The 26,088-nt window shown below is 63.3% G+C and carries 25 protein-coding genes and 1 tRNA gene; 15 read left to right on the forward strand and 11 right to left on the reverse strand.

Translation table 11 applies throughout. The annotated features are described in order from the left end of the window. Window positions 1-4: 4 nt before the first annotated feature. A complete protein-coding gene (locus tag ACRQ5Q_RS19245) occupies window positions 5-952 on the reverse strand; it encodes an aspartate carbamoyltransferase catalytic subunit (RefSeq protein ID WP_439399496.1) in 948 nt (315 codons plus the stop codon). A gap of 218 nt (window positions 953-1,170) precedes the next feature. On the opposite strand from ACRQ5Q_RS19245, the gene ACRQ5Q_RS19250 reads away from it, so the two are divergent. The 3 genes from ACRQ5Q_RS19250 (at window position 1,171) to ACRQ5Q_RS19260 (ending at window position 4,528) form a co-directional block, all read left to right on the forward strand. Beyond that, window positions 1,171-1,911, forward strand: coding sequence for a M15 family metallopeptidase (locus ACRQ5Q_RS19250; RefSeq protein ID WP_439399831.1), 741 nt, complete (start codon window positions 1,171-1,173; stop codon window positions 1,909-1,911). 185 nt (window positions 1,912-2,096) lie between these two features. Continuing rightward, window positions 2,097-3,740, forward strand: a complete 1,644-nt coding sequence (locus tag ACRQ5Q_RS19255) for an acyl-CoA dehydrogenase family protein (protein WP_439399498.1) — start codon at window positions 2,097-2,099, stop codon at window positions 3,738-3,740. Between the two features lie 23 nt (window positions 3,741-3,763). Then, window positions 3,764-4,528, forward strand: coding sequence for a lysostaphin resistance A-like protein (locus ACRQ5Q_RS19260; RefSeq protein ID WP_439399832.1), 765 nt, complete (start codon window positions 3,764-3,766; stop codon window positions 4,526-4,528). A gap of 130 nt (window positions 4,529-4,658) precedes the next feature. On the opposite strand, the gene ACRQ5Q_RS19265 is transcribed toward ACRQ5Q_RS19260, so the two are convergent. From ACRQ5Q_RS19265 to ACRQ5Q_RS19275, 3 genes are all read right to left on the reverse strand, one after another. Beyond that, window positions 4,659-5,582: an AEC family transporter gene (locus ACRQ5Q_RS19265; RefSeq protein ID WP_439399500.1), complete on the reverse strand. Its 924-nt coding sequence runs from the start codon at window positions 5,580-5,582 to the stop codon at window positions 4,659-4,661. A gap of 3 nt (window positions 5,583-5,585) precedes the next feature. Then, entirely contained in the window at window positions 5,586-6,065 is a 480-nt protein-coding gene (gene ruvX / locus ACRQ5Q_RS19270) for a Holliday junction resolvase RuvX (protein WP_439368600.1), read from the reverse strand. Between the two features lie 129 nt (window positions 6,066-6,194). Further along, complete coding sequence (locus tag ACRQ5Q_RS19275; protein ID WP_439399501.1) at window positions 6,195-7,085, reverse strand: LysR substrate-binding domain-containing protein; 891 nt, start codon at window positions 7,083-7,085, stop codon at window positions 6,195-6,197. Window positions 7,086-7,182: 97 nt separating this feature from the next. On the opposite strand from ACRQ5Q_RS19275, the gene ACRQ5Q_RS19280 reads away from it, so the two are divergent. The 7 genes from ACRQ5Q_RS19280 (at window position 7,183) to gatB (ending at window position 13,238) form a co-directional block, all read left to right on the forward strand. Then, window positions 7,183-8,229, forward strand: a complete 1,047-nt coding sequence (locus tag ACRQ5Q_RS19280; protein WP_439399503.1) for an NAD(P)H-dependent flavin oxidoreductase — start codon at window positions 7,183-7,185, stop codon at window positions 8,227-8,229. 104 nt (window positions 8,230-8,333) lie between these two features. Beyond that, window positions 8,334-9,410, forward strand: a complete 1,077-nt coding sequence (locus ACRQ5Q_RS19285) for an NAD(P)H-dependent flavin oxidoreductase (protein WP_439399505.1) — start codon at window positions 8,334-8,336, stop codon at window positions 9,408-9,410. A gap of 68 nt (window positions 9,411-9,478) precedes the next feature. Further along, on the forward strand, window positions 9,479-9,766 hold the full coding sequence (gene gatC / locus ACRQ5Q_RS19290) for an Asp-tRNA(Asn)/Glu-tRNA(Gln) amidotransferase subunit GatC (protein ID WP_439368596.1): 288 nt from the start codon (window positions 9,479-9,481) through the stop codon (window positions 9,764-9,766). Window positions 9,767-9,785: 19 nt separating this feature from the next. Then, window positions 9,786-9,998 (forward strand): hypothetical protein, encoded by a 213-nt coding sequence (locus tag ACRQ5Q_RS19295; protein ID WP_439368595.1) that lies wholly within the window; start codon window positions 9,786-9,788, stop codon window positions 9,996-9,998. Beyond that, window positions 9,995-11,470: an Asp-tRNA(Asn)/Glu-tRNA(Gln) amidotransferase subunit GatA gene (gene gatA / locus ACRQ5Q_RS19300; RefSeq protein WP_439368594.1), complete on the forward strand. Its 1,476-nt coding sequence runs from the start codon at window positions 9,995-9,997 to the stop codon at window positions 11,468-11,470. The genes ACRQ5Q_RS19295 and gatA overlap by 4 nt, the downstream gene beginning before the upstream one ends. Further along, a complete protein-coding gene (locus ACRQ5Q_RS19305; RefSeq protein WP_439399507.1) occupies window positions 11,461-11,763 on the forward strand; it encodes a hypothetical protein in 303 nt (100 codons plus the stop codon). Before gatA ends, ACRQ5Q_RS19305 begins: the two co-directional genes overlap by 10 nt. Further along, window positions 11,760-13,238 carry an Asp-tRNA(Asn)/Glu-tRNA(Gln) amidotransferase subunit GatB gene (gene gatB / locus ACRQ5Q_RS19310; RefSeq protein WP_439368591.1) on the forward strand — a complete coding sequence of 493 codons (1,479 nt, stop codon included), beginning with the start codon at window positions 11,760-11,762 and terminating at the stop codon, window positions 13,236-13,238. Before ACRQ5Q_RS19305 ends, gatB begins: the two co-directional genes overlap by 4 nt. Window positions 13,239-13,316: 78 nt before the next feature. Here the strand turns inward: gatB and ACRQ5Q_RS19315 are convergent, their stop codons facing one another. Then, window positions 13,317-13,601, reverse strand: a complete 285-nt coding sequence (locus tag ACRQ5Q_RS19315; protein WP_439399509.1) for a hypothetical protein — start codon at window positions 13,599-13,601, stop codon at window positions 13,317-13,319. A gap of 1,131 nt (window positions 13,602-14,732) precedes the next feature. Here ACRQ5Q_RS19315 and ACRQ5Q_RS19320 point away from each other — a divergent pair. Then, window positions 14,733-14,999 carry a hypothetical protein gene (locus ACRQ5Q_RS19320; protein WP_439368589.1) on the forward strand — a complete coding sequence of 89 codons (267 nt, stop codon included), beginning with the start codon at window positions 14,733-14,735 and terminating at the stop codon, window positions 14,997-14,999. A 191-nt stretch (window positions 15,000-15,190) separates the two neighbouring features. Continuing rightward, window positions 15,191-15,400, forward strand: a complete 210-nt coding sequence (locus ACRQ5Q_RS19325; protein ID WP_439368588.1) for a hypothetical protein — start codon at window positions 15,191-15,193, stop codon at window positions 15,398-15,400. Window positions 15,401-15,533: 133 nt separating this feature from the next. Here ACRQ5Q_RS19325 and ACRQ5Q_RS19330 read toward each other — a convergent pair. Further along, window positions 15,534-15,626, reverse strand: a tRNA-Ser gene (locus ACRQ5Q_RS19330). 821 nt (window positions 15,627-16,447) lie between these two features. Between ACRQ5Q_RS19330 and ACRQ5Q_RS19335 the strand changes: the two genes are divergently transcribed. From ACRQ5Q_RS19335 to ACRQ5Q_RS19345, 3 genes are all read left to right on the forward strand, one after another. After that, window positions 16,448-18,025, forward strand: a complete 1,578-nt coding sequence (locus tag ACRQ5Q_RS19335) for a porin (protein ID WP_439399510.1) — start codon at window positions 16,448-16,450, stop codon at window positions 18,023-18,025. 454 nt (window positions 18,026-18,479) lie between these two features. Next, a complete protein-coding gene (locus tag ACRQ5Q_RS19340) occupies window positions 18,480-18,821 on the forward strand; it encodes a hypothetical protein (RefSeq protein ID WP_439399512.1) in 342 nt (113 codons plus the stop codon). 317 nt (window positions 18,822-19,138) lie between these two features. Then, complete coding sequence (locus ACRQ5Q_RS19345) at window positions 19,139-19,690, forward strand: recombinase family protein (RefSeq protein ID WP_439399833.1); 552 nt, start codon at window positions 19,139-19,141, stop codon at window positions 19,688-19,690. A gap of 522 nt (window positions 19,691-20,212) precedes the next feature. On the opposite strand, the gene istB is transcribed toward ACRQ5Q_RS19345, so the two are convergent. From istB to ACRQ5Q_RS19370, 5 genes are all read right to left on the reverse strand, one after another. After that, window positions 20,213-20,956: an IS21-like element helper ATPase IstB gene (istB, locus tag ACRQ5Q_RS19350; protein WP_439392912.1), complete on the reverse strand. Its 744-nt coding sequence runs from the start codon at window positions 20,954-20,956 to the stop codon at window positions 20,213-20,215. Window positions 20,957-20,971: 15 nt separating this feature from the next. Continuing rightward, complete coding sequence (istA, locus tag ACRQ5Q_RS19355; RefSeq protein WP_439392910.1) at window positions 20,972-22,510, reverse strand: IS21 family transposase; 1,539 nt, start codon at window positions 22,508-22,510, stop codon at window positions 20,972-20,974. A gap of 268 nt (window positions 22,511-22,778) precedes the next feature. Next, complete coding sequence (locus ACRQ5Q_RS19360) at window positions 22,779-22,961, reverse strand: hypothetical protein (protein WP_439399514.1); 183 nt, start codon at window positions 22,959-22,961, stop codon at window positions 22,779-22,781. A 567-nt stretch (window positions 22,962-23,528) separates the two neighbouring features. Then, window positions 23,529-23,861: an SWIM zinc finger family protein gene (locus ACRQ5Q_RS19365; RefSeq protein WP_439399515.1), complete on the reverse strand. Its 333-nt coding sequence runs from the start codon at window positions 23,859-23,861 to the stop codon at window positions 23,529-23,531. A 657-nt stretch (window positions 23,862-24,518) separates the two neighbouring features. Then, window positions 24,519-25,931 (reverse strand): hypothetical protein, encoded by a 1,413-nt coding sequence (locus ACRQ5Q_RS19370; RefSeq protein WP_439399517.1) that lies wholly within the window; start codon window positions 25,929-25,931, stop codon window positions 24,519-24,521. Window positions 25,932-26,088: the final 157 nt, after the last annotated feature.

The following is a 26,088-nucleotide window of genomic DNA, read 5'->3' on the forward strand; positions in this document are numbered from 1 at the left end:
GGCATCACGCGTTCGGCAGGTTGCGGGCGAGCGCTTCCAGCACCGCCATGCGCACGGCGACCCCCATCTCGACCTGTTCGCGGATCAGGGATTGCGCGCCGTCGGCAACCGCCGTGTCGATCTCGACGCCGCGGTTCATCGGGCCGGGATGCATCACGAGGGCGTCCGGCTTGGCGTAAGCGAGCTTCTTCTGGTCGAGCCCGAAATAGTTGAAGTACTCGGAGGTCGACGGCACGAAGGAGCCGTTCATGCGCTCGCGCTGGAGCCGCAGCATCATGACGATGTCGGCGCCGCTGAGGCCCTCGCGCATGTCGCGCGCAACCTCGACGCCCATCCGCTCGATGCCGGGCGGCAGCAGCGTGGAGGGGCCGACGACGCGGACGCGGGCGCCCATGGTGTTGAGCAGGATGATGTTGGAGCGGGCAACGCGCGAATGCAGCACGTCGCCGCAGATGGCGACAACGAGCCCCTCGATGCGGCCCTTGTTGCGACGAATGGTGAGCGCGTCGAGCAGCGCCTGGGTCGGATGCTCATGCGCGCCGTCGCCGGCGTTGATCACGGAACCGTCAACCTTGCGGGCCAGCAGTTCCACCGCGCCGGAGGCGTGATGGCGCATCACCAGGATATCCGGGTGCATCGCGTTGAGCGTCATCGCGGTGTCGATCAGCGTCTCGCCCTTTTTGATGGACGAGGAGGCGACCGACATGTTCATGACGTCGGCGCCGAGCCGCTTTCCCGCAAGCTCGAACGAGGACTGGGTGCGGGTGGAGGCCTCGAAGAAGAGGTTCACCTGCGTCCGTCCACGCAGGACGGTGCGCTTCTTGTCAACCTGGCGGTTGAGCTCGACATATTCTTCGGACAGGTCGAGGAGGCCGGTGATGTCGGCCGCGGAAAGGCCCTCGATGCCCAGCAAATGCCGGTGGCCGAGGACGAAGGTCGATTTCGATGTCATTAAAAGCAGAGCTATAGGCGCGGACCGGTGGTGGGGCAAGGGGCAAAGAGCGGGACCGGAGTTATCCCCTGATCTGTCTCCCGCACGGTCGTTCCGGGATGGCGCGCAAGCGCCAGACCCCGCATCTCGAGATCCTCAGGCGCGCAGGGGCGCGCCGGAGTTCGGCTCTTCGAGCCGCCCCGGATGACGCCCGAGGACGCGGAGGCATTGTGAAACCAATTCTCGCTGCATTTGTATCAATCGTCGCAATCTCATCCGCGACAGCCCAATCGCTCCCCGGCGGCTTCGTCTATCTGCGCGACATCGATCCCAGCATCGTCCAGGACATCCGCTACGCCACGTCGAACAACTTCGTCGGCCGTCCGCTCGCCGGCTACGGCGCCGGCGAATGCGTGGTGAAACGGGAGGTGGGGCTGCGGCTGAAGGCGGTGCAAGCGGAGCTGGCGGCGCAAAATCTGTCGCTCAAGATGTTCGACTGCTACCGGCCGGCGCGGGCCTCGCTCGACATGGTCAGGTGGTCGCAGAACGGCCACGAGACCGCTGCCGAGCGGCGCTACAACCCGAAGATCCCGAAGACCGAGCTGTTTCGCCTCGGCTACATCGCGAGCCGCTCGCAGCATTCCACCGGTGCGGCACTCGACCTCACGCTGGTCGATCTCATGGCCGACAATTCCGGCAAATATGATCCGACCAAGACCTACGCCGACTGCACGGCGCCGGTCGCGGCGCGGGCGCCTGAGGGCAGCGTCGACATGGGCACCGGCTACGACTGTACCGACGCCAGGGGCCATACTGCGGCACCGTCGATCACACCGGGCCAGCGGGCCTGGCGCAGGCGGCTGGTGGCTGCGATGGCCAGGCAAGGCTTTGTGAACTATTCGAAGGAGTGGTGGCACTTTTCCCTGCCGGGGGCGGGCGGGGCGGCCTATGATTTCCCGATCCAGCCGCGAACAAGGTAGAGTTTGATTGAAGCAGATGCAGCCGCGAGCCGGATTACCTCTCCCGAGGGGAGAGGTCGGCGCTAAGCGCCGGGTGAGGGGATCAACTCCCTCGGTAGTGCGTAACCCCTCACCCGCGCCTCCGGCGCGACCTCTCGTCGGGAGACGTGGCAGCCCGTGCGGACACGGATTTGATCGGAACGCGTATGACCCAGCCCAGTTTTGCGACCCATGACGTCTTCAACCAGTCGCCGCCATTCGAGGACGTTGACCTGTTCGCCGTGGATCGGCCGCTGGTCGACGCGGTCAAGGCCAATGGCGGTGCGGCGGCGGAACGCGAGCTGTCGGAGTTCGGCAGGCATTGGGGCTCGGCCACGATGGCCGATCGCGGCCGCGTGGCGAACGAGAACACGCCGAAGCTGCGGGCCTTCGATGCAAAAGGCAATCGCCGCGACCAGGTCGAGTTTCATCCGGCCTATCACGAGCTGATGGCGCACAGTGCGCATTCCGGTGTGCACAATTCGACGTGGACGGCGGACGGCAAGCCTGCGGGCGATGCCGCCGAGGTCATCCGGGCCGCAAGGTTCTACATCGCCGCGCAAGTCGAGACCGGCCACCTCTGCCCGATCACGATGACGCGCGCCTCCGTCGCCGCGCTCGCGATGCAGCCTGATCTGCTCGCGCGCGTGATGCCGGTGCTGTCGACCAGAAGCTACGATCCCTGCTTCGCGCCATGGTGGGAGAAGCGCGGCATGACGCTCGGCATGGGCATGACCGAGAAGCAGGGCGGCACCGACGTCCGCGCCAACATGACGCGCGCGGTGCGCGACGGCGATGCCTATCGCATCACCGGCCACAAATGGTTCATGTCGGCGCCGATGTGCGATGCGTTCCTGGTGCTGGCGCAGGCCGATGGCGGGCTGACGTGCTTCTTCATGCCGCGGTTTGCGCCTGACGGTTCGGTCAATGCGATCCAGTTCCAGCGGCTGAAGGACAAGCTCGGCAACCGTTCCAACGCCTCCTCCGAGGTCGAGTTCGTCGGCGCCTATGCGCAAGCGGTCGGCGAGGTGGGCAAGGGCATCCGCACGATCATCCAGATGGTGCAGCTGACGCGGCAGGATTGCGCCATCGCCTCCGTCGGCCTGATGCGCTCGGGCCTCGCCCATGCGCTGCATCATGCCCGTCACCGCAGCGTGTTCCAGAAGCATCTCGCCGATCAGCCCCTGATGCAGGCCGTGCTGTCGGACATGGCGCTGCATGTGGAGGCGAGCGTGGCGCTGGTGATGCGGCTTTGCCGCGCCTTCGACCGCACCCCGTACGACGCGTCCGAGGCCGCCTATATGCGGCTGCTCACGCCCGCGATCAAATACTGGACCTGCAAGAGCGCGCCAGCGTTTCTTTACGAGGCGATGGAGTGCCTGGGAGGCAACGGCTATGTCGAGGACGGCATTTTGGCGCGCCACTACCGGGAGTCGCCGGTCAACGCGATCTGGGAAGGCTCGGGCAACGTGATGTGCCTCGACGTGCTGCGCGCGCTCGCGCGCGAGCCGGAGGCGGCGGTCGCGGTGCTGCAATCGCTGGCGGCCGAGACCAAAGGCCTGCCGGGCGCAGGCGAGGCGGCCGCGTTCATCGGCAAGACCTTTCGCCGCGCCGATGGCGAACGTGTCGCGCGCCTTGCGCTCGAGAAGCTGGCGCTGCTGGCCGCGGCCGCCGCGCTCAACGGCGTGTCGCCTCGTCAGGCCGAACTGTTCGCGACGACGCGCCTCGCAACGAGCCACGCCAGCATGTATGGCGCCGTCGAGTTGGATCGCGCCGATGTGCAGGCATTGCTCGAGCGGGCGTTGCCATGAGCTTCCCCAACGAAAGCCTCCTGATGGACTCCCTCAATCCCGATCATCCGCCGCTCGTCATGACGCCGGCGCCGCCGCGCGTCTGGAAGTTCTGGGGCACGGCCCTGTGGGGCCTCTTCATCTTCTTCGCGATGTTCGTCGGCCAGGTCGGGGCGATCGTTCTGCTGGTCGTGCTCCGCGGCGTGCCCTTCAACATGGCGTCGCTGCAGTCGATCGGTCACGAGCCTCAGGCGCTGGCGCTGTCGGTAATCATGGGCCTGCCGGCGACACTGGCTGCGGTGTGGCTTGCCATCCGCATCAAGAAGGCGTCCTTCGTCGACTATCTCGCGCTCTATTGGCCGTCCTGGAAGCAGTTGCTGTTCGGCGTGATCGGTCTCGTCCTGATCGTTCTGGTCTGGGAGGTGGTGTCGCGATCGCTCGGCCGCGAGGCGACACCGGGCTTCATGACCGATCTGCTGAAATCGGGGCGCGACAAGGGCGCCGCGCTCCTGCTGCTGGTGGCCTTCAGCGTGGCCGCGCCGATTTCGGAAGAAGTCCTGGCGCGCGGCTTCCTGTTTCGCGGCTGGTCGGCGAGCTTCTTGCGCGTGCCGGGCGCGATCCTGCTGTCGTCGCTGGTGTGGACAATCGTGCACCTGCAATACGACATGTACTTCCTCGCCGAGGTTTTCACCATCGGCCTGTGGTTCGGCTACATGCGCCATCGCGCGGGCTCGCTCTGGCTGACGACCATCTTGCACGCGCTGAACAACATGACCGCGGTGGTGCTGACGATGTGGCTTGGGAGCTGAGGCCTCTTGCTCCGTCATTGCGAGCGCAGCGAAGCATTCCAGACTACCTCCGCGGAAAGATTCTGGATTGCTTCGTCGCAAGGGCTCCTCGCAATGACGGTGGTGAGAGGCGTGCTCGCGATGACGGGGGCTAGGCCACCAGCGCGATCGCGATCGGCATCGTGATCGCCGCCAGGATCGTCTGCAGCGTGATGATCTGCGCCAGGAGCGGCGCGTCGCCCCCCATCTGGCGGGCCAGCACATAGGCGCTGGGTGACGTCGGTACGGCCGCGCAGATCGCGACGATCGCGAGGCTCTTGCCTGCGAGCCCGAACCAGGTGGCAAGAATCAGTGCGAGCACGGGCATCAGGACCAGCTTGAACGCGACGCCGAGGCCAGCGCTCATGCTGGGGCGGAGCAGGCCCTTGAGCTGCAGGCCGGCGCCGGTGACGAGCAGGCCGATGGCGAGCGAGGAGCGGCCGAGCGCGTCTGCCACCTCGTGCCAGATCTTTGGCAGCGGCAGATGGACGACGTTGATGATGAGGCCGATCACGCAGGCCCAGATCAGGGGATTGCGGATCACTGTCATGGCGACGGGGGGACCCGACTGCTTCTCGGGCGAAGCATAATGCGCAAGCACGGCGACGCTGAAGACGTTCACCAGGGGAATGATCGCGACCATGGCCACGGAGGCGAGCGCCAGCCCGACATCGCCGAACATGTTGGCGGAGACGGACAGCGCGACATAGGTCTGCCAGCGCGTCGCGCCCTGGAAGATCGAGGTGAAGGCGGGGCCGTCGATGTCGAGCCGCGACAGCGCAGGGCGCAGCGCGAGGCAGAGCAGCGACATCGCCAGGGCCGACAGCAGCAGCGCGCCGCCGACCCCTGCGACCGGCACCTTTGTGAGGTCCGCCTTCACCAGCGTCTGGATCAGCAGCATCGGGAACAGCACGAAATAGGTCAGCCGCTCCAGCCCGTGCCATTGCGTGTCCAGCCGCATCAGGCTGTGCCTGAGCACGACGCCGAGCACGATGAGGATGAAGACCGGCAGCAGCGCCGCGATCACGACCGCCATGGATCAGCCGGTGCGCAGATTGGCCAGCCGGTCGAGCGCGCCTTGCAGGATGAAGATCGCGGCGTGCTCGTCGATCACCTCGGCGCGCTTGGCGCGGCTGACGTCCATGCCGATCAGCTCGCGCTCGACCGCCGCGGTCGACAGGCGCTCGTCCCAGAGGCCGATAGGAAGCGCGGTGAGGCCGGCGAGGTTGCGGGCGAAGGCGCGCGTCGATTGCGCGCGCGGGCCCTCGCTGCCGTCCATGTTGATGGGCAGGCCGAGCACGAAGCCGACCACTTTGCGCTCGGTCGCGATCACCAGCAGCCGGGCCGCGTCCTGCTTGAACTGCTTGCGCTGGATCGTCTCGACGCCGGTGGCCAGCCGTCGGTCCGGGTCGGACACGGCAACGCCGATGGTCTTGGTGCCCAAATCAAGCCCGACCAGCGCACCGCGTTCAGGCCAATGGGTTGCAGCATCGGTGAGGGGGAGGATAGGAGCCGGCATGGCTCCAGCGCATAGCACGCGTCGCGCTGCGGGGTGAACCCGGAACATGGATGCGTCGACACTATTCGGCCTCCGATGCTGGTCTGCTATGCCCTGGAATTTTCGCCTGACGGAACACCAGCGCTTGCCTCAGGCCGCGATGACATCCTCGTCCTTCTTCAGGCAGGCGATGAAACCTTGCAGCGCGCTGTACTGATGTCCGGCGCTGCGTTGGATGAAAAGCGTCTCGGCGCGCGCGTGCGCGGGGCTCAGCGTGTGGATCGATACGCTGGCGTTCATCGCGCTGCGTTCGACGACCGCGCGCGGCAGCAGCGTCACGCCCATGTCGGCGGCAACGCAGCCGATCATGCCGTCGAGCGTGCCGAGCTCGAAGCGTGCGGCCGAGGGCCAGCCGAACTCGACGAACACCTGCTCGAGCCGCTGGCGATAGGTGCAGCCGGTGCGGAACACCAGGGCGGTCGGACCGGACTCCGGCGTGCCGGCGCGCAGTTCGGCGAGCGAAGTCCAGCGCCGCGCGCTGACCAGCACCAGCTCTTCGCGAAAGGCGCTGGTCGCGGTGAGGTCGGCATGTGCGATGGGCCCAGCGACGAAGGCGCCGTCGAGCGTGCCTTCGAGCACGCCGGCGACGAGGTCGGCCGTCGTTGAGGTGCGCAAGGAGAGGCGCACGGCGGGGAAGCGGCGGTGGAAATCGGCGAGCAGTGGTGGCAATCGCACGGCCGCTGTCGTCTCCATCGAGCCGATCGCCAGCGGTCCCTTCGGTTCGCCGTCGTCGCGCGCGGCCAGCACGGCCTCGCGTGACAGCGCGGCCATCCGCTGCGCGTAGGGGAGGAGGCGTTTGCCGGCGCCGGTCAGCGTCATGCCGCGGCTGTGGCGCTCGAACAGCGACGTCCCGATCTCCGCCTCCAGCGCCTTCACGCGCTGGGTGACGTTCGACTGCACGGTGTTGAGCTCTTCAGCGGCGCGGGTGATGCCACCGGTACGGGCGACAGCGGCAAAGGTCTGGATATCGCTGAGTTCCATGGCCTCGTTTCGCTTCTGAGATGGTAGCGTTCGCAACAATTCATTTTTCGAGAATGCTAGTCGCGCTTACTGTCGCTGTCCAGATCCGGGAGGAGCCATGTCGATTGTGACGCCGCTGACCACGCTGCTGGAGATCGAGCATCCGATCCTGCTCGCGCCGATGGACATCATCGCCGGCAGCCGCCTGGTGACGGCCGTGAGCCGCGCCGGCGGTTTCGGCATTCTCGGTGGTGGCTATGGCGAGCGGGCGTGGCTGGAGCGGGAGACGGCGAAGCTCGCCAAACTGCGTGCGCCGTTCGGGATCGGCTTCATCACCTGGAGCCTCGCCAGAAAGCCCGAGCTTCTCGGCGTTGCGCTCGCCGCAAAGCCGTCCGCGATCATGTTGTCGTTCGGCGATCCCACCCCGTTCGCGCCGAGGATCAAGTCCGCCGGCGCGCGCCTGATCTGCCAGGTGCAGGACGAGGCGATGGCGCGGCAGGCGCTTGACGCCGGCGCCGATATCCTGATCGCGCAGGGGACGGAGGCGGGCGGTCATGGCGCCTCGCGCACGACCGTCGATCTCGTGCCCGCGATGGTCGATCTCGCCGCGGGCCGTGTGCCCGTGGTCGCGGCCGGCGGCATCGCCGATGGGCGCGGGCTCGCCGCGATGATGATGCTGGGTGCGGGCGGCGTGCTGCTCGGCACGCGCTTCTATGCGAGCCTGGAGGCCGACGGTGCGGAGGAAGCCAAGCGGCGCATCTGCGCAGCAAACAGTGGCTCCACGGTGCGCGGCATCATCTTCGATCTCTCCCGCAACAATGTCTGGCCGGCCCCGTTCACGGGACGGTGTCTGGTCAACGACCATGCCAGGCGCTGGATCGGGCGGGAGGTCGAGCTGATGCAGAATGTTGCCGCAGTCGCGGCCGAGTATGCCGCGGCGAAAGAAAGCGGCAATTTCGATATCGCCGCTGTCATCGCGGGCGAGGCAGTCGGACTGATCCATGATATTCCACCGGCGGCGGAGATCGTCGAGCGGATTGTGGTGGAGGCAGAGCAGTTGCTGGAGGGAAAGCGCAATTCGGTGAGCGGTGCCTTCCCTTCTCCCCTTCTTGTGGGAGACGGTGGCGCGAAGCGCCGGATGAGAGCTATCTCTCCGCAAACTTAGTATGGTCTTTGAGGAGAGATACCCCTCACCCGTCTCGCCGCTATCGCGGCGATCCACCCTCTGCCACAAGGGGCGAGGGGAAGAGCGAATACGAGGCAAGAACAATGTGGCCTGACCGTCGACTGATCGATCTCTTCAAGACCGAATTCCCGATCGTGCTTGCGCCGATGGCCGGTGTGATGGATGCGGAGCTGGTGATCGCGGCGGCGCAGGGCGGCGCGCTGGGGTCGCTGCCGTGTGCGATGATCTCGGCCGAGAAGGCGCGCGAGCAGGTCGGTCTGGTCCGCCAGCGCGTGAAGGCGCCGGTCAACATGAACTTCTTCTGCCACACGCCCGTCGAGCTCACGAGCGAGGCCGAAGCGCGCTGGAAGCAGCGGCTGACGGGCTATTACACCGAGCATGGTCTCGATCCGGCCGCGCCGATCGCCGCGGCGAACCGCGCACCGTTCGATGCGGCGTTCTGCGATGTCGTCGAGCAGCTGAAGCCGGAGGTCGTCAGCTTCCATTTCGGCCTGCCGGAGCAGGCGCTGCTGAGGCGCGTCAAGGCGGCCGGCTGCCTCGTCATCTCGTCCGCGACGACTGTCGAGGAAGCGGTCTGGCTCGAGCAGCATGGCGTCGATGCCGTGATCGCGCAGGGCGCCGAGGCCGGGGGTCATCGCGGCATGTTCCTGACCGACAAGATCGCCGAGCAGCCCGGCACGTTTGCGCTGGTGCCGCAAGTTGCCGATGCCGTGAAGGTGCCGGTGATCGCGGCGGGCGGCATCGCCGATGGGCGCGGCATTGCTGCGGCCTTCGCGCTCGGCGCCTCCGGCGTGCAGATCGGCAGCGCCTATCTGCGCTGCCCGGAATCCAAGGTCAGCGCGGGCGGACGCAAGGCTCTGGCGGAGGCACGGGACGATTCCACCGTGATCACCAATGTCATGACCGGCCGGCCGGCGCGCGGGGTGCAGAACCGCCTGATGCGCGAGGCCGGCCCGATCTCGCCGGATGCGCCGCCGTTCCCTCATGCGGCGACCGCGCTGGCGCCCCTCAAGGCGGCGGCCGAAAAGCAGGGCAGGGTGGATTTCACCAATCTCTGGGCGGGGCAGGCGATTGCCCTTGGCCGCGAGGTCCCTGCGGCCGAATTGACCCGGAATCTGGCCCAATCGGCGCTGGCCCGCATGAAGACGCTGGCCGGCTAGGCCGGTTGCGGCGCAAAAGCGGCCTCTGCTATACGGCACATGGGTTTTGCCGTGAGAGGCCTTATATAATGTCCGTCGACGCCGCTACCGTCCGCCGCATCGCGCATCTGGCGCGCATCGCGGTTTCCGAGGACGAGGTTCCGCATCTGCAGGGAGAGCTCAACGCCATGCTCGCCTTCGTCGAGCAGCTCTCGGAGGTCAATGTCGAGGGCGTGGAGCCGATGACCTCGGTCACCCCGATGCAGATGAAGAAGCGGCAGGACGTGGTCAATGACGGCGAGATCGCCGACGATATCGTCGCCAATGCACCGGCGACCGAAGGTCACTTCTTTGTTGTGCCGAAGGTCGTAGAGTAAACTTTTAGGACGTGGTCCGATGTGTCTGCTTTGCGACGACGAGAAGGCCTACCAGGCCTACATGAATTACCTCGACAAGATGGAGCGGCAGGGCAAGGCTGCCGACCCCAATGTCGCCGTCAATGCCGTGCTCGACGAGATCGAGGCGGCCGCGAAAGGCGCCGCCAAAAAAGACGACCCGGCCAACGACAAGACCCTGTCTCCGTTCTTCTGCAGCCCGATCAATAAATGACCGATTTGACATCGCTGACGCTCGCCGAGGCCCGCAAGGGTCTCGCCGACAAGACTTTCACGTCGCTCGAGCTGACCGATGCGCATCTGAGCGCGATCGAAGCTGCGCGCGTGCTCAATGCCTTCGTGCTGGAGACGCCCGACCAGGCGCGCAGCATGGCGCGCGAGGCCGACGCCAGAATCGCCAAGGGCGATGTGGGGCCGCTCGCCGGCATCCCGCTCGGCATCAAGGATCTCTTCGCGACCAAGGGCGTGCGCACCACGGCATGCTCGAAGATCCTCGGCAATTTCGTGCCGACCTACGAGTCCACCGTGACCTCGCAGCTCTGGCGCGACGGCGCGGTGATGCTCGGCAAGCTCAACAATGACGAGTTTGCGATGGGCTCGGCCAACGAGACCTCGTGCTTCGGCCCCGTCGGCAATCCCTGGCGGCGCGAGGGGAGCAACACGACGCTCGTCCCGGGCGGCTCGTCCGGCGGCTCGGCCTCGGCGGTGGCGGCGCTGCTGTGCATGGGTGCGACTGCGACCGATACCGGCGGCTCGATCCGCCAGCCGGCGGCGTTCACGGCGACCGTCGGCATCAAGCCGACCTATGGCCGCTGCTCGCGCTGGGGCATCGTCGCCTTCGCCTCCTCGCTCGACCAGGCAGGTCCCATCGCACGCAGCGTGCGCGATGCCGCGATGCTGCTGCGCTCGATGGCCGGTCACGATCCGAAAGACACGACCTCGGTCGACATCCCCGTGCCGGACTACGAGGCCGCGATCGGCAAGTCCGTGAAGGGCATGAAGATCGGCATCCCCAAGGAGTATCGTCTCGACGGCATGCCGGCCGAGATCGAGAAACTGTGGAGCGAGGGCGCGGCGTGGCTGAAGGCGGCCGGTGCCGAGCTCGTCGAAGTGTCGCTGCCGCACACGAAGTATGCGCTGCCGGCCTATTACATCGTGGCCCCGGCGGAGGCGTCCTCGAACCTCGCGCGCTACGACGGCGTCCGCTATGGCCTGCGCGAGCAGGCCAAGAACATCATCGAGCTGTACGAGAACACCCGCGCCGAAGGGTTTGGCGCCGAGGTGCGCCGCCGCGTCATGATCGGCACCTATGTGCTCTCGGCCGGCTATTACGATGCCTACTATCTGCGCGCTCAGAAGGTGCGCACGCTGATCAAGAAGGATTTTGAGGATTGCTTCGCCAAGGGCGTCAACGCGATCCTCACGCCGGCGACGCCGTCGGCGGCCTTCGGCATCGGCGAGAAGGGCGGCGCGGATCCGGTCGAGATGTATCTCAATGACATCTTCACGGTGACTGTGAACATGGCGGGCCTGCCGGGCATCGCCGTGCCCGCCGGCAAGGATATGCAGGGCCTGCCGCTCGGCCTGCAGCTGATCGGCCGTCCGTTCGAAGAGGAGACGCTGTTCTCGCTCGGCGAGGTGATCGAGCAGGCGGCAGGCCGCTTCACGCCCGCGAGGTGGTGGTGAATGTCGCCGGCTTCATCGCGAGCCTCGACTGCGCGGCGCCCGCGTCGGAGCTGAACGCGCCGCTCAGAGGGCTCTGGTGGGCCGGCAAGGGCGACTGGGACCGCGCGCACAAGATCGTCCAGGACGAGAGCAGCCGCGATGCGGCGTGGGTGCACGCATACTTGCACCGCGTCGAAGGCGATCTCGGCAATGCCGGCTACTGGTACCGTCAGGCCGGCCAGCCCGCGGCAAAGGATTCATTGGAAGCGGAGTGGGAGCGGATCGCTGCCACGCTGCTCGGGAGCACAACATGAGCACGGCCACGCACAAGCTTCTCAAGGGCGCCACCGGTGACTGGGAAATGGTCATCGGCATGGAAATCCATGCCCAGGTGACCTCGAACGCAAAACTGTTCTCGGGCGCCTCGACCGCTTTCGGCGGCGAGCCGAACAGCCATGTGTCGCTGGTCGATGTCGCGATGCCCGGTATGCTGCCCGTCATCAACGAGGAATGCGTCAGGCAGGCTGTCCGGACCGGGCTTGGTCTCAACGCGAAGATCAATCTGCGTTCGGTGTTCGATCGCAAAAACTACTTCTATCCGGACCTGCCGCAAGGCTACCAGATCAGCCAGTACAAGTCGCCGATCGTGGGCGAGGGCGAGGTGCTGGTCGAACTCGACGGCGGCCGCAGCGTCACCATCGGCATCGAGCGCCTGCATATCGAGCAGGATCCTGGCAAAATGCTGCACGACCAGTCGCCGTCGCTGTCCTTCATCGACTTCAACCGCTGTGGCGTGGCGCTGATGGAGATTGTCTCAAAACCGGACATCCGCGACGCCGAGCAGGCCAAGGCCTATGTGACAAAGCTGCGCTCGATCATGCGGTACCTCGGCACGTGTGACGGTGACATGGAGAAGGGATCCTTGCGCGCCGACGTCAACGTCTCGGTGCGCAAGCCTGGCGGGCCGCTCGGCACGCGCTGCGAAATCAAGAACATGAACTCGATCACCTTCATCGGCCAGGCGATCGAGTATGAAGCGCGGCGCCAGATCGAGATCATCGAGGATGGTGGGCAGATCGAGCAGGAGACGCGTCGGTTCGACCCCGACAAGGGCGAGACGCGCTCGATGCGGTCGAAGGAAGAGGCGCACGACTATCGCTACTTCCCCGATCCCGACCTCTTGCCGCTGGAGTTCAGCCAGGCGTTCGTCGACGAGCTGAAGGCGAAGCTGCCGGAATTGCCGGACCAGAAGAAAGCGCGCTTCGTTGCCGATTTCGGCCTGTCGGCCTATGATGCGAGCGTGCTCGTCGCCGAGCGCGAGAGCGCGGTGTTCTACGAGACGGTGCTCGACAAGCTCGCCAATGGCGCGCGCGACGGCAAGATGGCGGCGAACTGGGTGATCAATGAACTGTTCGGCCGTCTCAACAAGGAAGGCAGGGATATTACTGGCTCTCCAGTCAATGCCGAGCAGCTCGCTGCGATCATCGACCTGATCGGCGAGGGCACGATCTCCGGCAAGATCGCGAAGGACCTGTTCGAGATCGTCTGGCAGGAAGGCGGAGACCCGCGCGCGCTGGTCGAAAGCCGCGGCATGAAGCAGGTCACCGATCTCTCGGCGATCGAGAAGGTGGTCGACGACATCATCGCGGCCAATCCGGACAAGGCCGCGCAGGTGAAGGACAAGCCGCAGTCGCTCGGCTGGTTCGTCGGCCAGGTGATGAAGGCGTCCGGCGGCAAGGCCAACCCGCAGAGCGTCAACGACCTGCTCAAGTCCAAGCTCGGCATCTAGCCTCGCGCGTTCGAACGGGGTGACGGACACCTCGCCGGGGGCCCGATGCGACGTTCGCGCGCATCGTTGGCGGCAACATCACCCGCTTGGGGCGCGCAGCGCCACCGAATCGCCGTCGCGCGATTCGCGCAAAACGGCGACTTGTACGGCTCTGACGAGCGGTTGCGCCGTTAAGCATGAAAATAATTTCGTTGCCAAAGTTCGCGACTCAGAGTCCGCGACTCGCTTCTGCGCGGCGATAGGCGCATTGCAGCGCATTTCGTCGCACTGATCACGCGTGATGTGTGTGCGCAGAATAGTACTTGCTGCATAGAGTTTTTTTGCAATCGCTGCGCCGGGCGACGTCGATGCTGCGAGAAACATTTGCAATTCCAGACGCGTGTCTCTGCGTCTCGGCAAATCAAGCGCGGCTGGCGCACGCGCACCGCGCCGTCAACACTTCCTTAAGTGAGAAGATGTTTTTTTCGTCGTGTTGGTGTATTTGGGGGGAGTGCATTCGATCCCCGAGTGCACGCAGCGATTAAAGCCATCTCACACATCGGAGGGCAACATGGCCAAGAAAGCGAAGAAGGCGAAGAAGGCGAAGAGCGCAGTGAAGAAGACTGCGAAGAAGACCCGCAAGGTCGCGAAGAAGAAGAAGTAACTTCGCTTCTGAAGTCGCCGGCTCTTAAAGCAGCCGGCACGTCATCAGCGCCTCCCAGAGGTTCTGGTCGACGATAGAGGGTGTCGGCGAGACATCAGGTCAACGGTCGGGCCGTTTTGTTTCACGGTCCGGCAGAAGAAACGAGTTTCTTCGTTCGGTGCGGTTCGCCTTCCGGGGCTCCGCAATTTCACAAGCGGCCTTCGGGTCAACGTGAAATATGGTCCTGACGTGTTCGCCGACGCCCTCGTTCTCCTGAGGCCGGGGTATTGCCGGCATTCCCTTTCCCGACATTGCTGATCTGACCGAGACGTGGCCGCGCCGCTTCTGTCGTGCTGCCTTGGGGCAGGCGAGGGGTGCGGCAAAGCGGCGATTGCCGTAACGGTCATTGCTCGGGCGGCTGTGCAAAGCCACCAACTCCCATTTTCCGATCCCGAGCTTCGCGCCGGCCAGCATTGGCGGCTGCGCATGGTGCCGCCGCATGAGGCGGCCACGGAGCTCTTCCCGTGAACCACTCCCACGAATTGTAACCGCAGGTCGCGCACCACCGCGCGCGATGGTTATCGAGATCCCAAAATCCAGCGGTAAACAGAATCCGACGAATGGCAAAAGTGCCTGGAAAGCAGGGACTTTTTGAATTTTGCGTACAGGGGCGCGCACGCGCGTTTACGTCTGCTTCATCGCGATACTTAAACTGCCATTCAAATTTGCCCGCCATCATCGCTTCCAACAAGCCGGCAAGCGGCGTGGGGAGAGTTGAACAGTGCACGATCCCAGAGGGGACCATGCACATCGGAGTTGGACGGGAGCCGCGCTCAGGGGAGCGAGGCGGCACAAGAAAAAGGGGATGCGTTATGTTTCAGGGTACTTTCGATCTGGAGACGGCGACGCCGATCGACGCCAGCGCGCTGTCGGACGTGCTGTTCGAGCGCGGAATCTATTGGGCGAGCGGCCGCTCCGGCCTCGTTGATCTCGTCGCCGCGCACAAATGGTTCAACCTCGCTGCCCTGAAGGGCCGCAAGGACGCCGTGGCGCTCCGCCAGGAAGTTGCCGGGCAGATGTCGGATGCCGAGATCTCGGCCGCGCAGCGCGAGGCAAGGGCCTGGCTTTCCGCCCACTAGAGCCGTTTCCGGTCCGATGGAACCGGACCGGGGCTCTCGGTCGGTTGGATACCGGTCCTTGCGCGAGCCCGTATCAACTACGCGCGAAACCGCTTTGAACTGAGAATCGCATCCGACCCGGCGTTTTCACGGCGGACCTGTTGCGCTGGATCAAATCTTTGGTCGTGCCGCCACTTAAGAATCTCCGCGGCATGGACACCCACGACACCAATCGACAATGGCTGCCGATTCAGATCGCGCCCGACGACTGCGATCTGGAACTCGCACGGCCGAACAAGACAGGCATCGTGCCCTGGACCTTTCCGGCCCGCCGCAGGTCCGGCGTCTGGTTCAACGTCTGGGCCAACGAGCCGGTGCTGATTTCGCCGTCGCATTGGCGCATCTGGCGGTCCGAGCGCTAGGTGCGGACACGCACATATATAAGGTCATCGCGAATCGGCGCTGAGCCCGGCGTCGCTGATTTGGGGTCCCACGCAGCCATTCGGCGGTCGCTTTCAGGTGAAAGAACCCAGACACCTTGAATCTGCTGGCGCGTGGCGGAGAGGGAGGGATTCGAACCCTCGATACAGCTTGAGACCGTATGACGCTTTAGCAAAGCGTTGCCTTCAGCCACTCGGCCACCTCTCCGGTGCGAGCCTTATGCCTCTAATTAGTTGGGCCGGTCAATTTGTAAGCGCGTGATTGCGCTCGAATATTCCCAGCGATTTTCGAAACAAGCCGATCTCTTCCCGGGGCGCCAACTTGGTGCCGCGAGAACGGACCTGGTGCTGGAAGCGCCTTCCGTCCCTTAGCAAGGATATTTTTCCCGGATGAATGCGTTTCTTCTCATGCAAGCCACTGAATCATCGATGAATTTTCAAAAATTGCGGGCGTGGGCGCCTGACTGTGTTTCCTCCAGATCCGCCTGGTTAGTTGCTGGCCCGATCCTTAGGCGGACGCCAAGAGCACGCCGCGGCCGAGCGCCACTTTGCGCGCGCACGCGGGAAGACCTGGATCAGAAAAAGAGCCGCGGAATCAAGCCATGACTCATCCTTTGAGTCTCCTTTCTGATTCCACGATTCGCTCATGCCAGCGCCTGTGGAGAGGAGTGCGTTGGCCGGCGCTCCTTAAGTGGGGAATTTTCGGGGCAAGCGGAACCGTCTCGAAAAATCTAACGTAAACAGAGGCTTACACGGGCGTCGCGATCACATCTGCGTGTTATTTGTGCAACACCCGTCGGAAAACAAGCTTCATAGGCCCGTTTCGGAGCGTTCTGTTGTTGTGTGTGCAAGGACGTTCGGTAATTGTGACTGAGCGACGGAGGGGGGCATCCCGAGGTCGTCCCGTTTAGGTCTTTCGCTTAAGTAGACCATCGTTACGAGGATGCGTTGATCTTCAACGTCTTTTCGCGGGTAGCTCAAACGGCTTTGTACGATGATTTGTACGGGGCCTCAACTTGGAGGTTTAACATGAAGTTCAAGGGCCTTTTGCTCGGTTCTGCGGCGACACTGCTCGCCGTCGGCGGGGCACAAGCGGCTGATCTTCCCGTAAAGGCCAAGGCGGTCGAATACGTGAAGATCTGCTCGCTCTACGGTGCGGGTTTCTATTACATCCCGGGCACCGACACCTGCATCAAGCTGGGTGGTTATCTGCGCGCTGAAGTCGCCCTGAATACCAACAGCATGTACGGTATTCAAAACGGCTCTCCGGCTGGTGCGCACAACCGCCTGAGCAACTACTACACCGCGCGCGCTCGTGAAGACCTCAACATCGACACGCGCACCGCGACCGAGTACGGCGTCGTCCGCACCTTCTTCGATGCGACGTTCTCCTGGACGACCGGCGGCTATCAGGGCACCGGCTCCGCGTTCGGCGGCACCGCCTATACCAGCACGCTGGCCCTCAACAACGCTGGCGCGACGCCGGCCCTCGTTGGTTCGTCGATCAACCCGACGGACGGCGGCACCTCGGGCGGTTCGGTCGGCGTGTACTACGCCTTCATCCAGTTCGCCGGCTTCACGATGGGTAAGGCAATATCGCAGTTCGACGCGCCCTGGACCAACTATCCCGGCAACAACATCGACAGTCTCGTCGGCGGCAGCGGCACGGTCACGGGTGTCAACCAGTTCAGCTACACCGCTGACTTCGGTCAGGGCGTGACGGCGGCGTTCTCGGCTGAAGATAGGGCGGCCTATTACGATGCTGGCAACCTCAACCTTAGCTCCCTGGCTGCTTCTGGTGCTGGTGCTATCGCTGGTCTGACCACTGGTGCGATTGGTGCCAACGCCATCGGCGGCACCCGTTCGCCGAACCTCGTCGCTATGGTTCGTGTCGACCAGGCTTGGGGTCTCTTCCAGGCGTCGGTGGCTGCGCATGACAACCACGTTGCCTACTACGGCGCGACCGAACTGACCGGCCACCCCGGCGACAAGTGGGGCTGGGCGGCTCAACTCGCTCTGTCGATCAAAAACATCCCGACCGGTGCGGGTGACGTGATCAACATCCAGGGTGTCTACACCGACGGTGCCACCCGCTACAACTTCCAGAACCTCGCCGGTAGCACGTACCTTATGTACGGCGGCTCGAGCATTGCCTATCAGAGCGTCGCGGCAGTTCAAGCTCCGGACACTGTGTATGTGAACGGTAGCAACCAGGAAACCATCAAGACCTGGGGCTTCCGTGGTGCCTACACGCACAACTGGGATGCCTACTGGAACACCGCGATTTACGGTGCTTACGCCCAGGCTCAGTTCGGCAGCGGTGCCAAGAACTTCCTCTGCGGCCCGGGTGGCGTCTTCTCGGCAGTTCCAGGCCTGACCTCGTGCAATCCTGACTTCAACATCGGTCAGGTCGGCTTGATCACCCGCTGGACCCCGGTCAAGAACCTTACGTTCTCGGGCGAGTTCAACTGGACCCATGTCGACCAGAAGTATGCCGGCGTCGTTCCTACCGGCGCCAACTTCACGGTCGCCAAGCCGGCCGCGTTCTACGAGCTGAAGGATCAGGACAGCTACACGATGCTCCTCCGCGCTCAGCGCAACTGGTAAGTTCGGTCTTACGACCTGACCTCCAAGGCCCTCGGCAGGAAACTGCCGGGGGTTCTTTGTTTTTCAGATGACGAAGCTATGGCTCGCGGTCCGTCTGACCGCCCGCGGCGGCCGGAGGTGGTTGGACAGATCTAGATCGAATTTGTTGATTTCGGAGGTTCAGTCTAGTCTGGGCGAGCGCCTTGAAGCTGGCCGTTCCGCAGTGGAATATCGTCGTGACCATTGCCGAGGACCAAAATGGTCCCGGTTGATTGCCGAAGCGTTGCGCGTACATTCGTCCATCAATCGTTCAAAGGAATAGCTCAAGCAAGAGCACGCCAAAGGCCCTCAGAGAGTTCGGCCATTTGGCAAGAGCAGGGACGCCGTAAGTACTGCTATCAAGTAGGATGGGGGAGGCGGACGTTACATCGATAGAGCTGATGTAGTAGCTTGAGCGCTCTCTGGATGGGGTCACATGATCATCTTCCCCTTTGGCTTCTATATCTTGGAAGGCAAGCGCCCGATCTATATGGGTAACGACATAGAAGCGCAGAGGACCGTGCGGGCGTGGATTGAGGCGAACCCCACCACTGTTCATTTGCGATTGGACGTGATCGGGCTTGTGCAAGTTTCAACGAGGTTCCTGGGCTGTGATGAAAGTGGCCGGTCCGCAGCGATGGATCATGCGCCGCGATTATTCGCAACGACCTTTTGCGAGGAGGGGAAAAGCACTGTGCGCCGTTTGTATAGTGATTACGACGCAGCCCTCGCTGGGCACGCTCAGCTGGTGGAAATCGAAAGACGTAGATTGCTTTGATCCACTGGGCGCTTGGTGAAGTCCTAAGCAATGTTGCACGCGCGACAGGACCGGCTGCTCTGGTCCCGGCCAAGCCGGTCGCGACGCTCCTCCGCACTCAGCGCAACTAGCTAGCCAGTAGTTTGATCTAACGACCTGACGTCCAATGCCCTCGCCAGAAAACTGCCGGGGGTTTTGCTGCTGCCAGAAGAGTTTCATTGCGGTCTACCCTGCCGAGACAATTGCTTGAGACAGAAATGTTGTCTCAATAGGGTTGACTTTTCTATTTAGAGACATCAATGTCTCATGGTCTAGACCCTAATGAGATAGGATTGAATATGACCATCATCGGGTACGCCCGTGTGAGCACGACCGATCAGCACCTTGATGTCCAAGAGAACACGTTGCGTGCGGCAGGCTGCGACCTGATCCGGTCTGAGAAGCGCAGCGGCACCACCACCGTAGGCCGCGAGGAGCTTGGCACGGTACTCGACTTCCTTCGAGCTGGGGACGTGTTGATGGTCACGCGCATTGACCGGCTGGCGCGCAGCATCGGTGATCTCCAAGACATCGTGCGCACTGTGAAGGCCCGTGGCGCTTCCCTGCGAGCCACAGAGCAGCCCATCGATACGAGCACAGCGGCGGGAAAATGCTTCCTCGACATGCTCGGTGTATTTGCTGAGTTCGAGACCAACCTACGGCGCGAGCGCCAACTGGAAGGCATAGCGGACGCGAAGGCCCGTGGCGTCTACAAGGGCCGCAAGCCCTCGGTGGATGTCGCCAAGGTGAAGGCGATGCACGCAGAAGGCAATGGAGCATCCGCCATTGCGAAGGCTCTAGGTATCGGCCGCGCGTCGGTCTATCGCGCTCTGGAAGGCAAGGGGGGCTGAGTCTATGCGGAAGATCATGGGCTCCCTCCCTGGCGCTGCCGTCCAGCTAATCGGCAGCTAAAGGGACTCCGGCTCCCGGTGGGGCCCCTCGGCCTGTCGTTGCCGGGGCCCCGCCTTCAAAAAGCTCGGGCTAAAGCCTTCGGCCTCTGCTCGGTTGAAGCGGGCGGTGTGCTTCGCCAAGAGTACCGTGTGGAGCCCCGACAGGCCCGGACTCAATAGTGAATTTGCAGGCGGGAGCGCTCTCGGTCTCTCAGCCTGCGCATTCCAGGGATGGTGATCAGGTGTTCCAGGCGATGGTGATCACGGATTCCAGCGATCGTGATCAGATGCGGAGGCGAACACGACTGACGGGTTTATGTGTGCTGGAAATGGTCTCCTGGTCAAGGCTGGCGGGTTGGTTCGGAGATCGTTCCGGCGGTCCATGGGAGGGCCCCGTGCGCGGCGCGGAGTGCCCCCATGAGCGACGGAGCGACGCGCGCGGGAGGGGCCTGTGGGCCGGCGGGGCGATCGTGCGCGAGGTGCTCACGGTTTTTTCTTTTCGCCAGCCTGACGCCGTAGACTGTCGCCTTTGAGCTCGAGGCGGTGCGCATTGTGAATGATGCGGTCCAATATCGCATCGCCAAGGGTGGGATCGGCAATGACGTCGTGCCATTGCGACACGGGGACCTGACTTGTGATCAACAAGGATCCCTTGTCGTAGCGATCATCGACAATCTCGAGCAGATCGCGGCGCTGGTCGGCGGTGAGCGGTTCGGGTCCCCAGTCGTCAAGGATGAGGAGATTGACGCGCTCGAGCGCGGCGATCAGGCGCGCCAGACGGCCTTCGCCGCGCGCCTGGGCGAGATCGGCGAACAGGCGGGATGTTCGCTTGTAGAGGACGGAGAAGCCGTCGCGGCAGGCCTTGTTGCCGAGCGCACAGGCAAGCCAGGACTTGCCGGTGCCGGTTGGGCCGACGATGACCAGGTGGTTGGCCTCACGGATCCATTGGCAGGTGGCGAGGGTTTGGAAGAGCGAACGGTCAAGGCCGCGAGCGGTGCGATAGTCGACGTTCTCAATGGCGGCGGCTTGCCGGAGCTTGGCACTGGTCAAGCGGCGCGTGAGGCGGCGGTTGTCGCGGGCGGTGACCTCGCGATCGACGAGGAGGCCGAGCCAATCGGCGTGCGGCATCTCGGCCGCCTCGGGGTTGTTCTGCAGTTCAGTGAGGGTATCGGCCATGGCGGCGAGGCCGAGGGCGCGCAAGCGATCGACGGTGGGGTGAATAAGCATGCTGATCTCTCCTGATCAATTGTAGTAGCTGCGGCCACGGATGTTGGCGTGGAAGAGGATGGGCGCCTCCTCGGCGGGAGGCGCGGTTCTGTCGGTGCCGTTCTTGAGGATGGCGGCGACCGTTTTGTACGAGCGGGCGTTGAGCAGCAGGGCCCGGGCGCAGGCGGCGTCGACGCGTTCCTGGCCGTAGCGCTTGACCAGCCCGAGAATGCCGATCGCGGAGCGGAAGCCCTGTTCCGGATGCGGCCGCGACCGCAGGATGACGTCGATCAGGGTGTCGGCGTCGGGGCCGACCTTGGCGGCTTCGGAACGAATACGCTCATGGGTCCAGTCACGATAGCGGCGATGCGAACTCGGCATATGCTCGGCAATCGTGGTCGGGCGATGCGGCAAGGTGCTGCGCAGATGCGAGGCCACGCGCTTGCCACGGAGGAAGATCTCGACGGTCTTTTGGGTGATGCGAGCCTCGACCTCCTGATGCAAGAGGTTGTGAGGGACGCTGTAGTAATGCTTGGCGATCTCGACGTGATAATCGAGGTTGACCCGGCAGCGCTTCCACTCGGCATACTCGTACGGTTCATCCGGCAAGGGGGTGAGCGCCTGATGATCGAACTCTTCGAACAGATCGCGCCGACTTCGCCCCCAGCTCCGGAGAGGTCGATCGTTCAGCTCGACAAGGAGGCTGTGGATCGCCTCGTTGAGGGCGGCGAGCGAGAAGAAGCGGCGGTTGCGCAGACGCGCCAGAATCCATCGCCCGACGATTTGGACCCCGACCTCGACCTTGGCTTTGTCGCGCGGCCGATACGGCCGCGCCGGGACGATGGCGGTGCGGTAATGGCGGGCGAGATCGGCATAGGTCCGGTTGACCATCGGCTCGTGAAAGCAGGCCCGGGTGATGCCGGCCTTCAAATTGTCGCTCACCGTCTGCCGGGCCACACCGCCGAAAAAGGCAAAGGCCCGCACGTGCGAGGCGATCCAGTCCGGCAGGCTCTGGGTGAGGCTGGCCTCGGCGTAGGTGTAGTTCGAGGCGCCGAGCACGGCGACGAAGATCTGCGCGCTGCGCACCTCACCGGTGAGCCCGTCAACTACCTCCATGGTGTGGCCGGAATAGTCGACGAACAGCTTCTCGCCGGCGACATGGACCTGGCGCAGGGTCGGCTTGAGGCGGCCGGCCCATTCCTTATAGCGTTCGCAGAACCACGCATAGCTGAAGCTGTCGGAGTTTGCGTCGCAATACTCCTCCCACAACAGCATCAGCGTGACGTTCGGGCGCCGCAGCTCGCGATGCACGAGCGCCCAGTCCGGATGCGGACGCTCGTCGCTGGGCCGATCGGAAGGCGGCGGAAACAGGCGGTTCTCGAGCTGGACGTCGTCATCGAGCTCCGTTGGCAACGGCCAGGTCAGACCGGCGCGGCGGGCTCGGTTGACGTACTTACTGACCGTGCCCTGGGCCAGACCGAGGCTGCGGGCAACGGCGCGTTGCGACATGCCGACGCTGTAGTGCAGGCGTAGAACTTCGCGAATGTGGCGCATGGACAGTCTCTCTGTCGGCATCTCGATCCTCTGCGGTTGGGCAAAAGACCGAGCTACCCCGGTTGCAGACTGTCAGCGGTGGGCGCCTCCTGGTTGTCCCCGATCATGATCGCTGGAAATAGCGATCACGATCGGCTGGAAACGGTGATCACGATGCTCTGGAATGGGTGATCACGATGGCCTGGAATCGGTGATCACGATCGGCTGGAACGCGCACTCAGCCACCGACACCTACGGACAAGCCGGTGATGGCGGAACAATGCGTCTATTTAATCGAAGGTTGCTAGCCCTACTTTTGCTCGGCCCTAGCTTGCGCGATTGCATTTTCTAGTTCGTCCGCGAGAAGCTTGTAATGGGCAACCACCCGCTCGAAAGCCGCTCGCTTTATTCCCGGCCTCGCGGCATCCCGTAGCTGCTCGCACTTTACAATCTGCTCGCGCAACGTCGCGAGGTGTTCAATCATGTCTTTCATGGTTTCCCTGCGAGGATCACCATACCACAGTAAATTAGCCGGCACTGCGGCCTTGATGAGCCCTCCTGTACTGTCGTACCTTTGACTGCAATGGGGGTCACGCCTGCTGTCTTTAGGCAGGGGCATTGGGAGTGACCAACAGGGGTCGCCGGCCATACTTTCAGAAGTCCCGGCGACCCATCTTCCGCTTCCCCAACCAAGCGGTGGTTGCGTCAACGGGGGAAATTGGCGCCTGGTCTTCTCCTTGTTTTACGGTCTCCCATATGGCCAAACCGCGCCCTGTGGCGGCCTGTCAACGGCATCAATTCAGCTTTTGGCGAAGTTTCCGCATGATGTCTCGTAGGTCTCGTATGTATTGTTGAGTGATCCGCCGTATCTCCTCGTCGCGCGAGGGCAGGAGCTCATCCTTGTCAGGAGGTCTCTCGTTGGGCGGCTTGTTCACCTCGGGATCGTGAGCCGGGCTCAAGGCATGCCCTTGAGTTAAATCAACGCGGATCGCCCTCCGGGCCCGCACTCCCAACCGCCAAGCTCGGCGTGCCTCGACCGAGGCGAGGCGGTCAAGCCGTCTTAATCGCTACCGATACTGTCTGCGGAGTTGGACCGGACAGGCGCTTGGTTTCCCGCCAGCGCTGCCTTCATCCTGACAGCCACAGTCGCCAAGGCCAGCCAGTCGCGCATGAACTGTTCGCCTATCGCTTTGATGCGTTCATCTTCCGTCGCCGCGACGGCAACGACATGCGAGCACAGGCCGAGATTGGCGAACTTGGTGCAGCTGCACGACCATTCCGCGTAGCGGTCCCGCTTCACCAAATTGTCTGGGCCGATGAGCCAGCCCTCCGGGATTTTGAGTATCCGACCGTTCTCAACGGTGATGCCGGTTTGAATTTCGTACAAAATCATGCGCGTCCCCCCACCTGCGCCTATGCTTACGGTTCCCATCGTGTGGCTGCAAGCACGCGAGCGTTGTCCGTCCTGTCACCCACACGCTCCTAAGCGCTGTGGCGCCAATAGCCCCCAGGCAATCAGCTCCCGCGCGGACCCTTCAGCGTAGTAGGCGGCGGCGTCCCTTGGCGGCATTGACGTGTCCGCAGCCTGCTAAAGCCAAGGGCCCTTGTTCGGCTGAAACGGGCGGCGTGCTCTGCCAGAAGTACCGTGTGGGGCCCACAGGCCCTGCAATAGGAACGACGGGCACCGCGAGGGCACTCTGGCGCCGATGCCTCTAGGAGACTCAGCGGAGTCCTCTAGGGGGCTAATAGCTAGCCGCGGTGCCCCGCCTGGGCATTGTGTCAAAGGCCCCCACGGGCTTCCTAGAGTCCTACAGGGGCATTTGCCGGGATGCCCTGTACAGCCCAAGACTAGGCCATCAGCCGTTTGCACAGATACGGCGGGCGATCCTAGTCAAGCCTGCTATTCGGCCCGGTGGGCGGGTCGCAGCCAAATTCGTTCTCTGTTATAGGCGATGTGTGCTGTGGTGTATTCTACCAGTAGCCATCTCCTCTATCTCTCATATAGGGCTAACAGGGCGCTGTAGGTCTGAGGGACGTTAAGCGAAGGGCATCAAGGCACGAACAGGTGCTCTCCCTGCCTGCTGCTGATTTTGAGGCTAGGACTGACGGGGATATGGCCGATGCGGAAATGCCCACCGAAAGCGCCCATCAACGCCATTGCGCCCCGGCGCTCATGCTCTTCAGGCACAATCAGGCTATCATGCACCGCTAGGCTCGGGACGCCATCCCGCATTAACCCTTGCATCGCAGCGACGATAACGCGGCTCTCATCAAACATAAGATCAGCCCAAGTGCGGACCCGGCCATCCTTTAGCGGCTGGCCCCACTGGCCGAGAATTGGGTGGTGCTTGATTATCACCTTACCTAGCTGGACCGGAGGGTACCGATTGGTGTCCAGAGGATGGCCGTGCTCTAGCTCGTAATCCTTCAGAATGACTGTAGGCCACTTGCGCAGCGGCCCAGTGCTGCCGAAGGTCGCGGCCACCCAGAGCTTCACAACGGCGCGCGCCTCCTCGCCTATACCGGGAATAACGTAAGGGTCCTGTTTCCTATCGAGTTGCACGCCGTGCCAAGCGTAAAAGATAGTTAGATAGCTTGCTCGCAGATCAATTTCGACGACCGGCGACCCATTGATGGTCATCTCAAGGCGCTTCTCGCCGCCCTGCTGTTGATAGTTTCTGTCTGCCGGTTGACTATACAAACGTCCGCCCTGATCCCAATTGAAGTCTGCGGCGCTGCCGTTCTGGAAGATGCGGACATAGCCGTGATGTATGCAGCCACCGCCGAAGGTCTGCTTTGCGAGAAATTCATTCAGCTGCCGCACGTCCGCTTCCAGCTTTAGGGACAGGTCCGTGTGCTCGAACTTCAGTCGGCGGCCTTGGACCTTGCGGCCAGCATCCCATGTGCTCGCGGCGCGTTTCTGAAGCGGCTGCTTCGGCAAGCCGTAGTGGAAGTGATCTAGCGAGTTCTCGAAGCTAATTCCGTGTTCGCCCGCCAGCGCTATGAGCTTCTTGGTAGGACGATAGCGCGAGGCCCTCCGCCGCGAGGCCAATGGCGGCCCGTCTTCGTCAAAACGGAACCAGCTTTCAGCAACTCCTTCACGGTGCTCTACAAGACCTAGCAACCGCATTGTATCTTGGAGCGGAATAAACACGCGGGCCCCGACTGGCGCTCCCGTGAAGCCGTCTTTCTTAAGTGACCGATAAACCCATTTACCGTCAGCGCTCAACAAATCAGCTAGGAAAGCCGCGATGGCGGGCTTGAGCTTCTTGCGGTGCGTCTTGGGCTCCCCGAAAAACTCTGTGTGGGCTAACTGTTTCAGCACCTGTTCGTTAACGACTTCAGTGAGAGCCTGCGCCGCTTCGGTGCCCGCGTGCCCCTCAAGGGAAGCGAAAGTAGCATCGCGCAGCTCGTCTCCATTAGATGCCTCCGTCTCCGGGGCGGCGGAAAGTGCGTTTTTCAACAACGTAGTGTTCTTTCTCTTGTAACGTTCCCCCCGTGAGCACCGTGCTCCGAGGGTTCTCAAGTTGCACTGGCATTATAGCCGAACTGCTTGCAGCAACGCGGCAGCGGCCTACTTGGCGGTGATTAACTCCCGAGTAGCGCATTGAGTTGGTCCC

The organism is Bradyrhizobium sp. PMVTL-01 (assembly GCF_051861855.1).
Taxonomy (GTDB): Bacteria; Pseudomonadota; Alphaproteobacteria; order Rhizobiales; family Xanthobacteraceae; genus Bradyrhizobium.

Excerpts from the sequence above, each read along its gene's own strand:
- gatB (WP_439368591.1), top strand. The coding sequence starts at position 11,760 with ATGAGCACGGCCACGCACAAGCTTCTCAAGGGCGCCACCGGTGACTGG.
- ACRQ5Q_RS19315 (WP_439399509.1), bottom strand. The coding sequence starts at position 13,601 with ATGTTTCTCGCAGCATCGACGTCGCCCGGCGCAGCGATTGCAAAAAAA.
- ACRQ5Q_RS19320 (WP_439368589.1), top strand. The coding sequence starts at position 14,733 with ATGTTTCAGGGTACTTTCGATCTGGAGACGGCGACGCCGATCGACGCC.
- ACRQ5Q_RS19285 (WP_439399505.1), top strand. The coding sequence starts at position 8,334 with ATGTGGCCTGACCGTCGACTGATCGATCTCTTCAAGACCGAATTCCCG.
- gatA (WP_439368594.1), top strand. The coding sequence starts at position 9,995 with ATGACCGATTTGACATCGCTGACGCTCGCCGAGGCCCGCAAGGGTCTC.
- istA (WP_439392910.1), bottom strand. The coding sequence starts at position 22,510 with ATGCCGACAGAGAGACTGTCCATGCGCCACATTCGCGAAGTTCTACGC.
- ACRQ5Q_RS19255 (WP_439399498.1), top strand. The coding sequence starts at position 2,097 with ATGACCCAGCCCAGTTTTGCGACCCATGACGTCTTCAACCAGTCGCCG.
- ACRQ5Q_RS19335 (WP_439399510.1), top strand. The coding sequence starts at position 16,448 with ATGAAGTTCAAGGGCCTTTTGCTCGGTTCTGCGGCGACACTGCTCGCC.
- gatC (WP_439368596.1), top strand. The coding sequence starts at position 9,479 with ATGTCCGTCGACGCCGCTACCGTCCGCCGCATCGCGCATCTGGCGCGC.
- ACRQ5Q_RS19280 (WP_439399503.1), top strand. The coding sequence starts at position 7,183 with ATGTCGATTGTGACGCCGCTGACCACGCTGCTGGAGATCGAGCATCCG.
- istB (WP_439392912.1), bottom strand. The coding sequence starts at position 20,956 with ATGCTTATTCACCCCACCGTCGATCGCTTGCGCGCCCTCGGCCTCGCC.
- ruvX (WP_439368600.1), bottom strand. The coding sequence starts at position 6,065 with ATGCCGGCTCCTATCCTCCCCCTCACCGATGCTGCAACCCATTGGCCT.
- ACRQ5Q_RS19295 (WP_439368595.1), top strand. The coding sequence starts at position 9,786 with ATGTGTCTGCTTTGCGACGACGAGAAGGCCTACCAGGCCTACATGAAT.
- ACRQ5Q_RS19365 (WP_439399515.1), bottom strand. The coding sequence starts at position 23,861 with ATGATTTTGTACGAAATTCAAACCGGCATCACCGTTGAGAACGGTCGG.
- ACRQ5Q_RS19265 (WP_439399500.1), bottom strand. The coding sequence starts at position 5,582 with ATGGCGGTCGTGATCGCGGCGCTGCTGCCGGTCTTCATCCTCATCGTG.
- ACRQ5Q_RS19360 (WP_439399514.1), bottom strand. The coding sequence starts at position 22,961 with ATGAAAGACATGATTGAACACCTCGCGACGTTGCGCGAGCAGATTGTA.
- ACRQ5Q_RS19340 (WP_439399512.1), top strand. The coding sequence starts at position 18,480 with ATGATCATCTTCCCCTTTGGCTTCTATATCTTGGAAGGCAAGCGCCCG.
- ACRQ5Q_RS19325 (WP_439368588.1), top strand. The coding sequence starts at position 15,191 with ATGGACACCCACGACACCAATCGACAATGGCTGCCGATTCAGATCGCG.
- ACRQ5Q_RS19345 (WP_439399833.1), top strand. The coding sequence starts at position 19,139 with ATGACCATCATCGGGTACGCCCGTGTGAGCACGACCGATCAGCACCTT.
- ACRQ5Q_RS19260 (WP_439399832.1), top strand. The coding sequence starts at position 3,764 with ATGGACTCCCTCAATCCCGATCATCCGCCGCTCGTCATGACGCCGGCG.
- ACRQ5Q_RS19245 (WP_439399496.1), bottom strand. The coding sequence starts at position 952 with ATGACATCGAAATCGACCTTCGTCCTCGGCCACCGGCATTTGCTGGGC.
- ACRQ5Q_RS19275 (WP_439399501.1), bottom strand. The coding sequence starts at position 7,085 with ATGGAACTCAGCGATATCCAGACCTTTGCCGCTGTCGCCCGTACCGGT.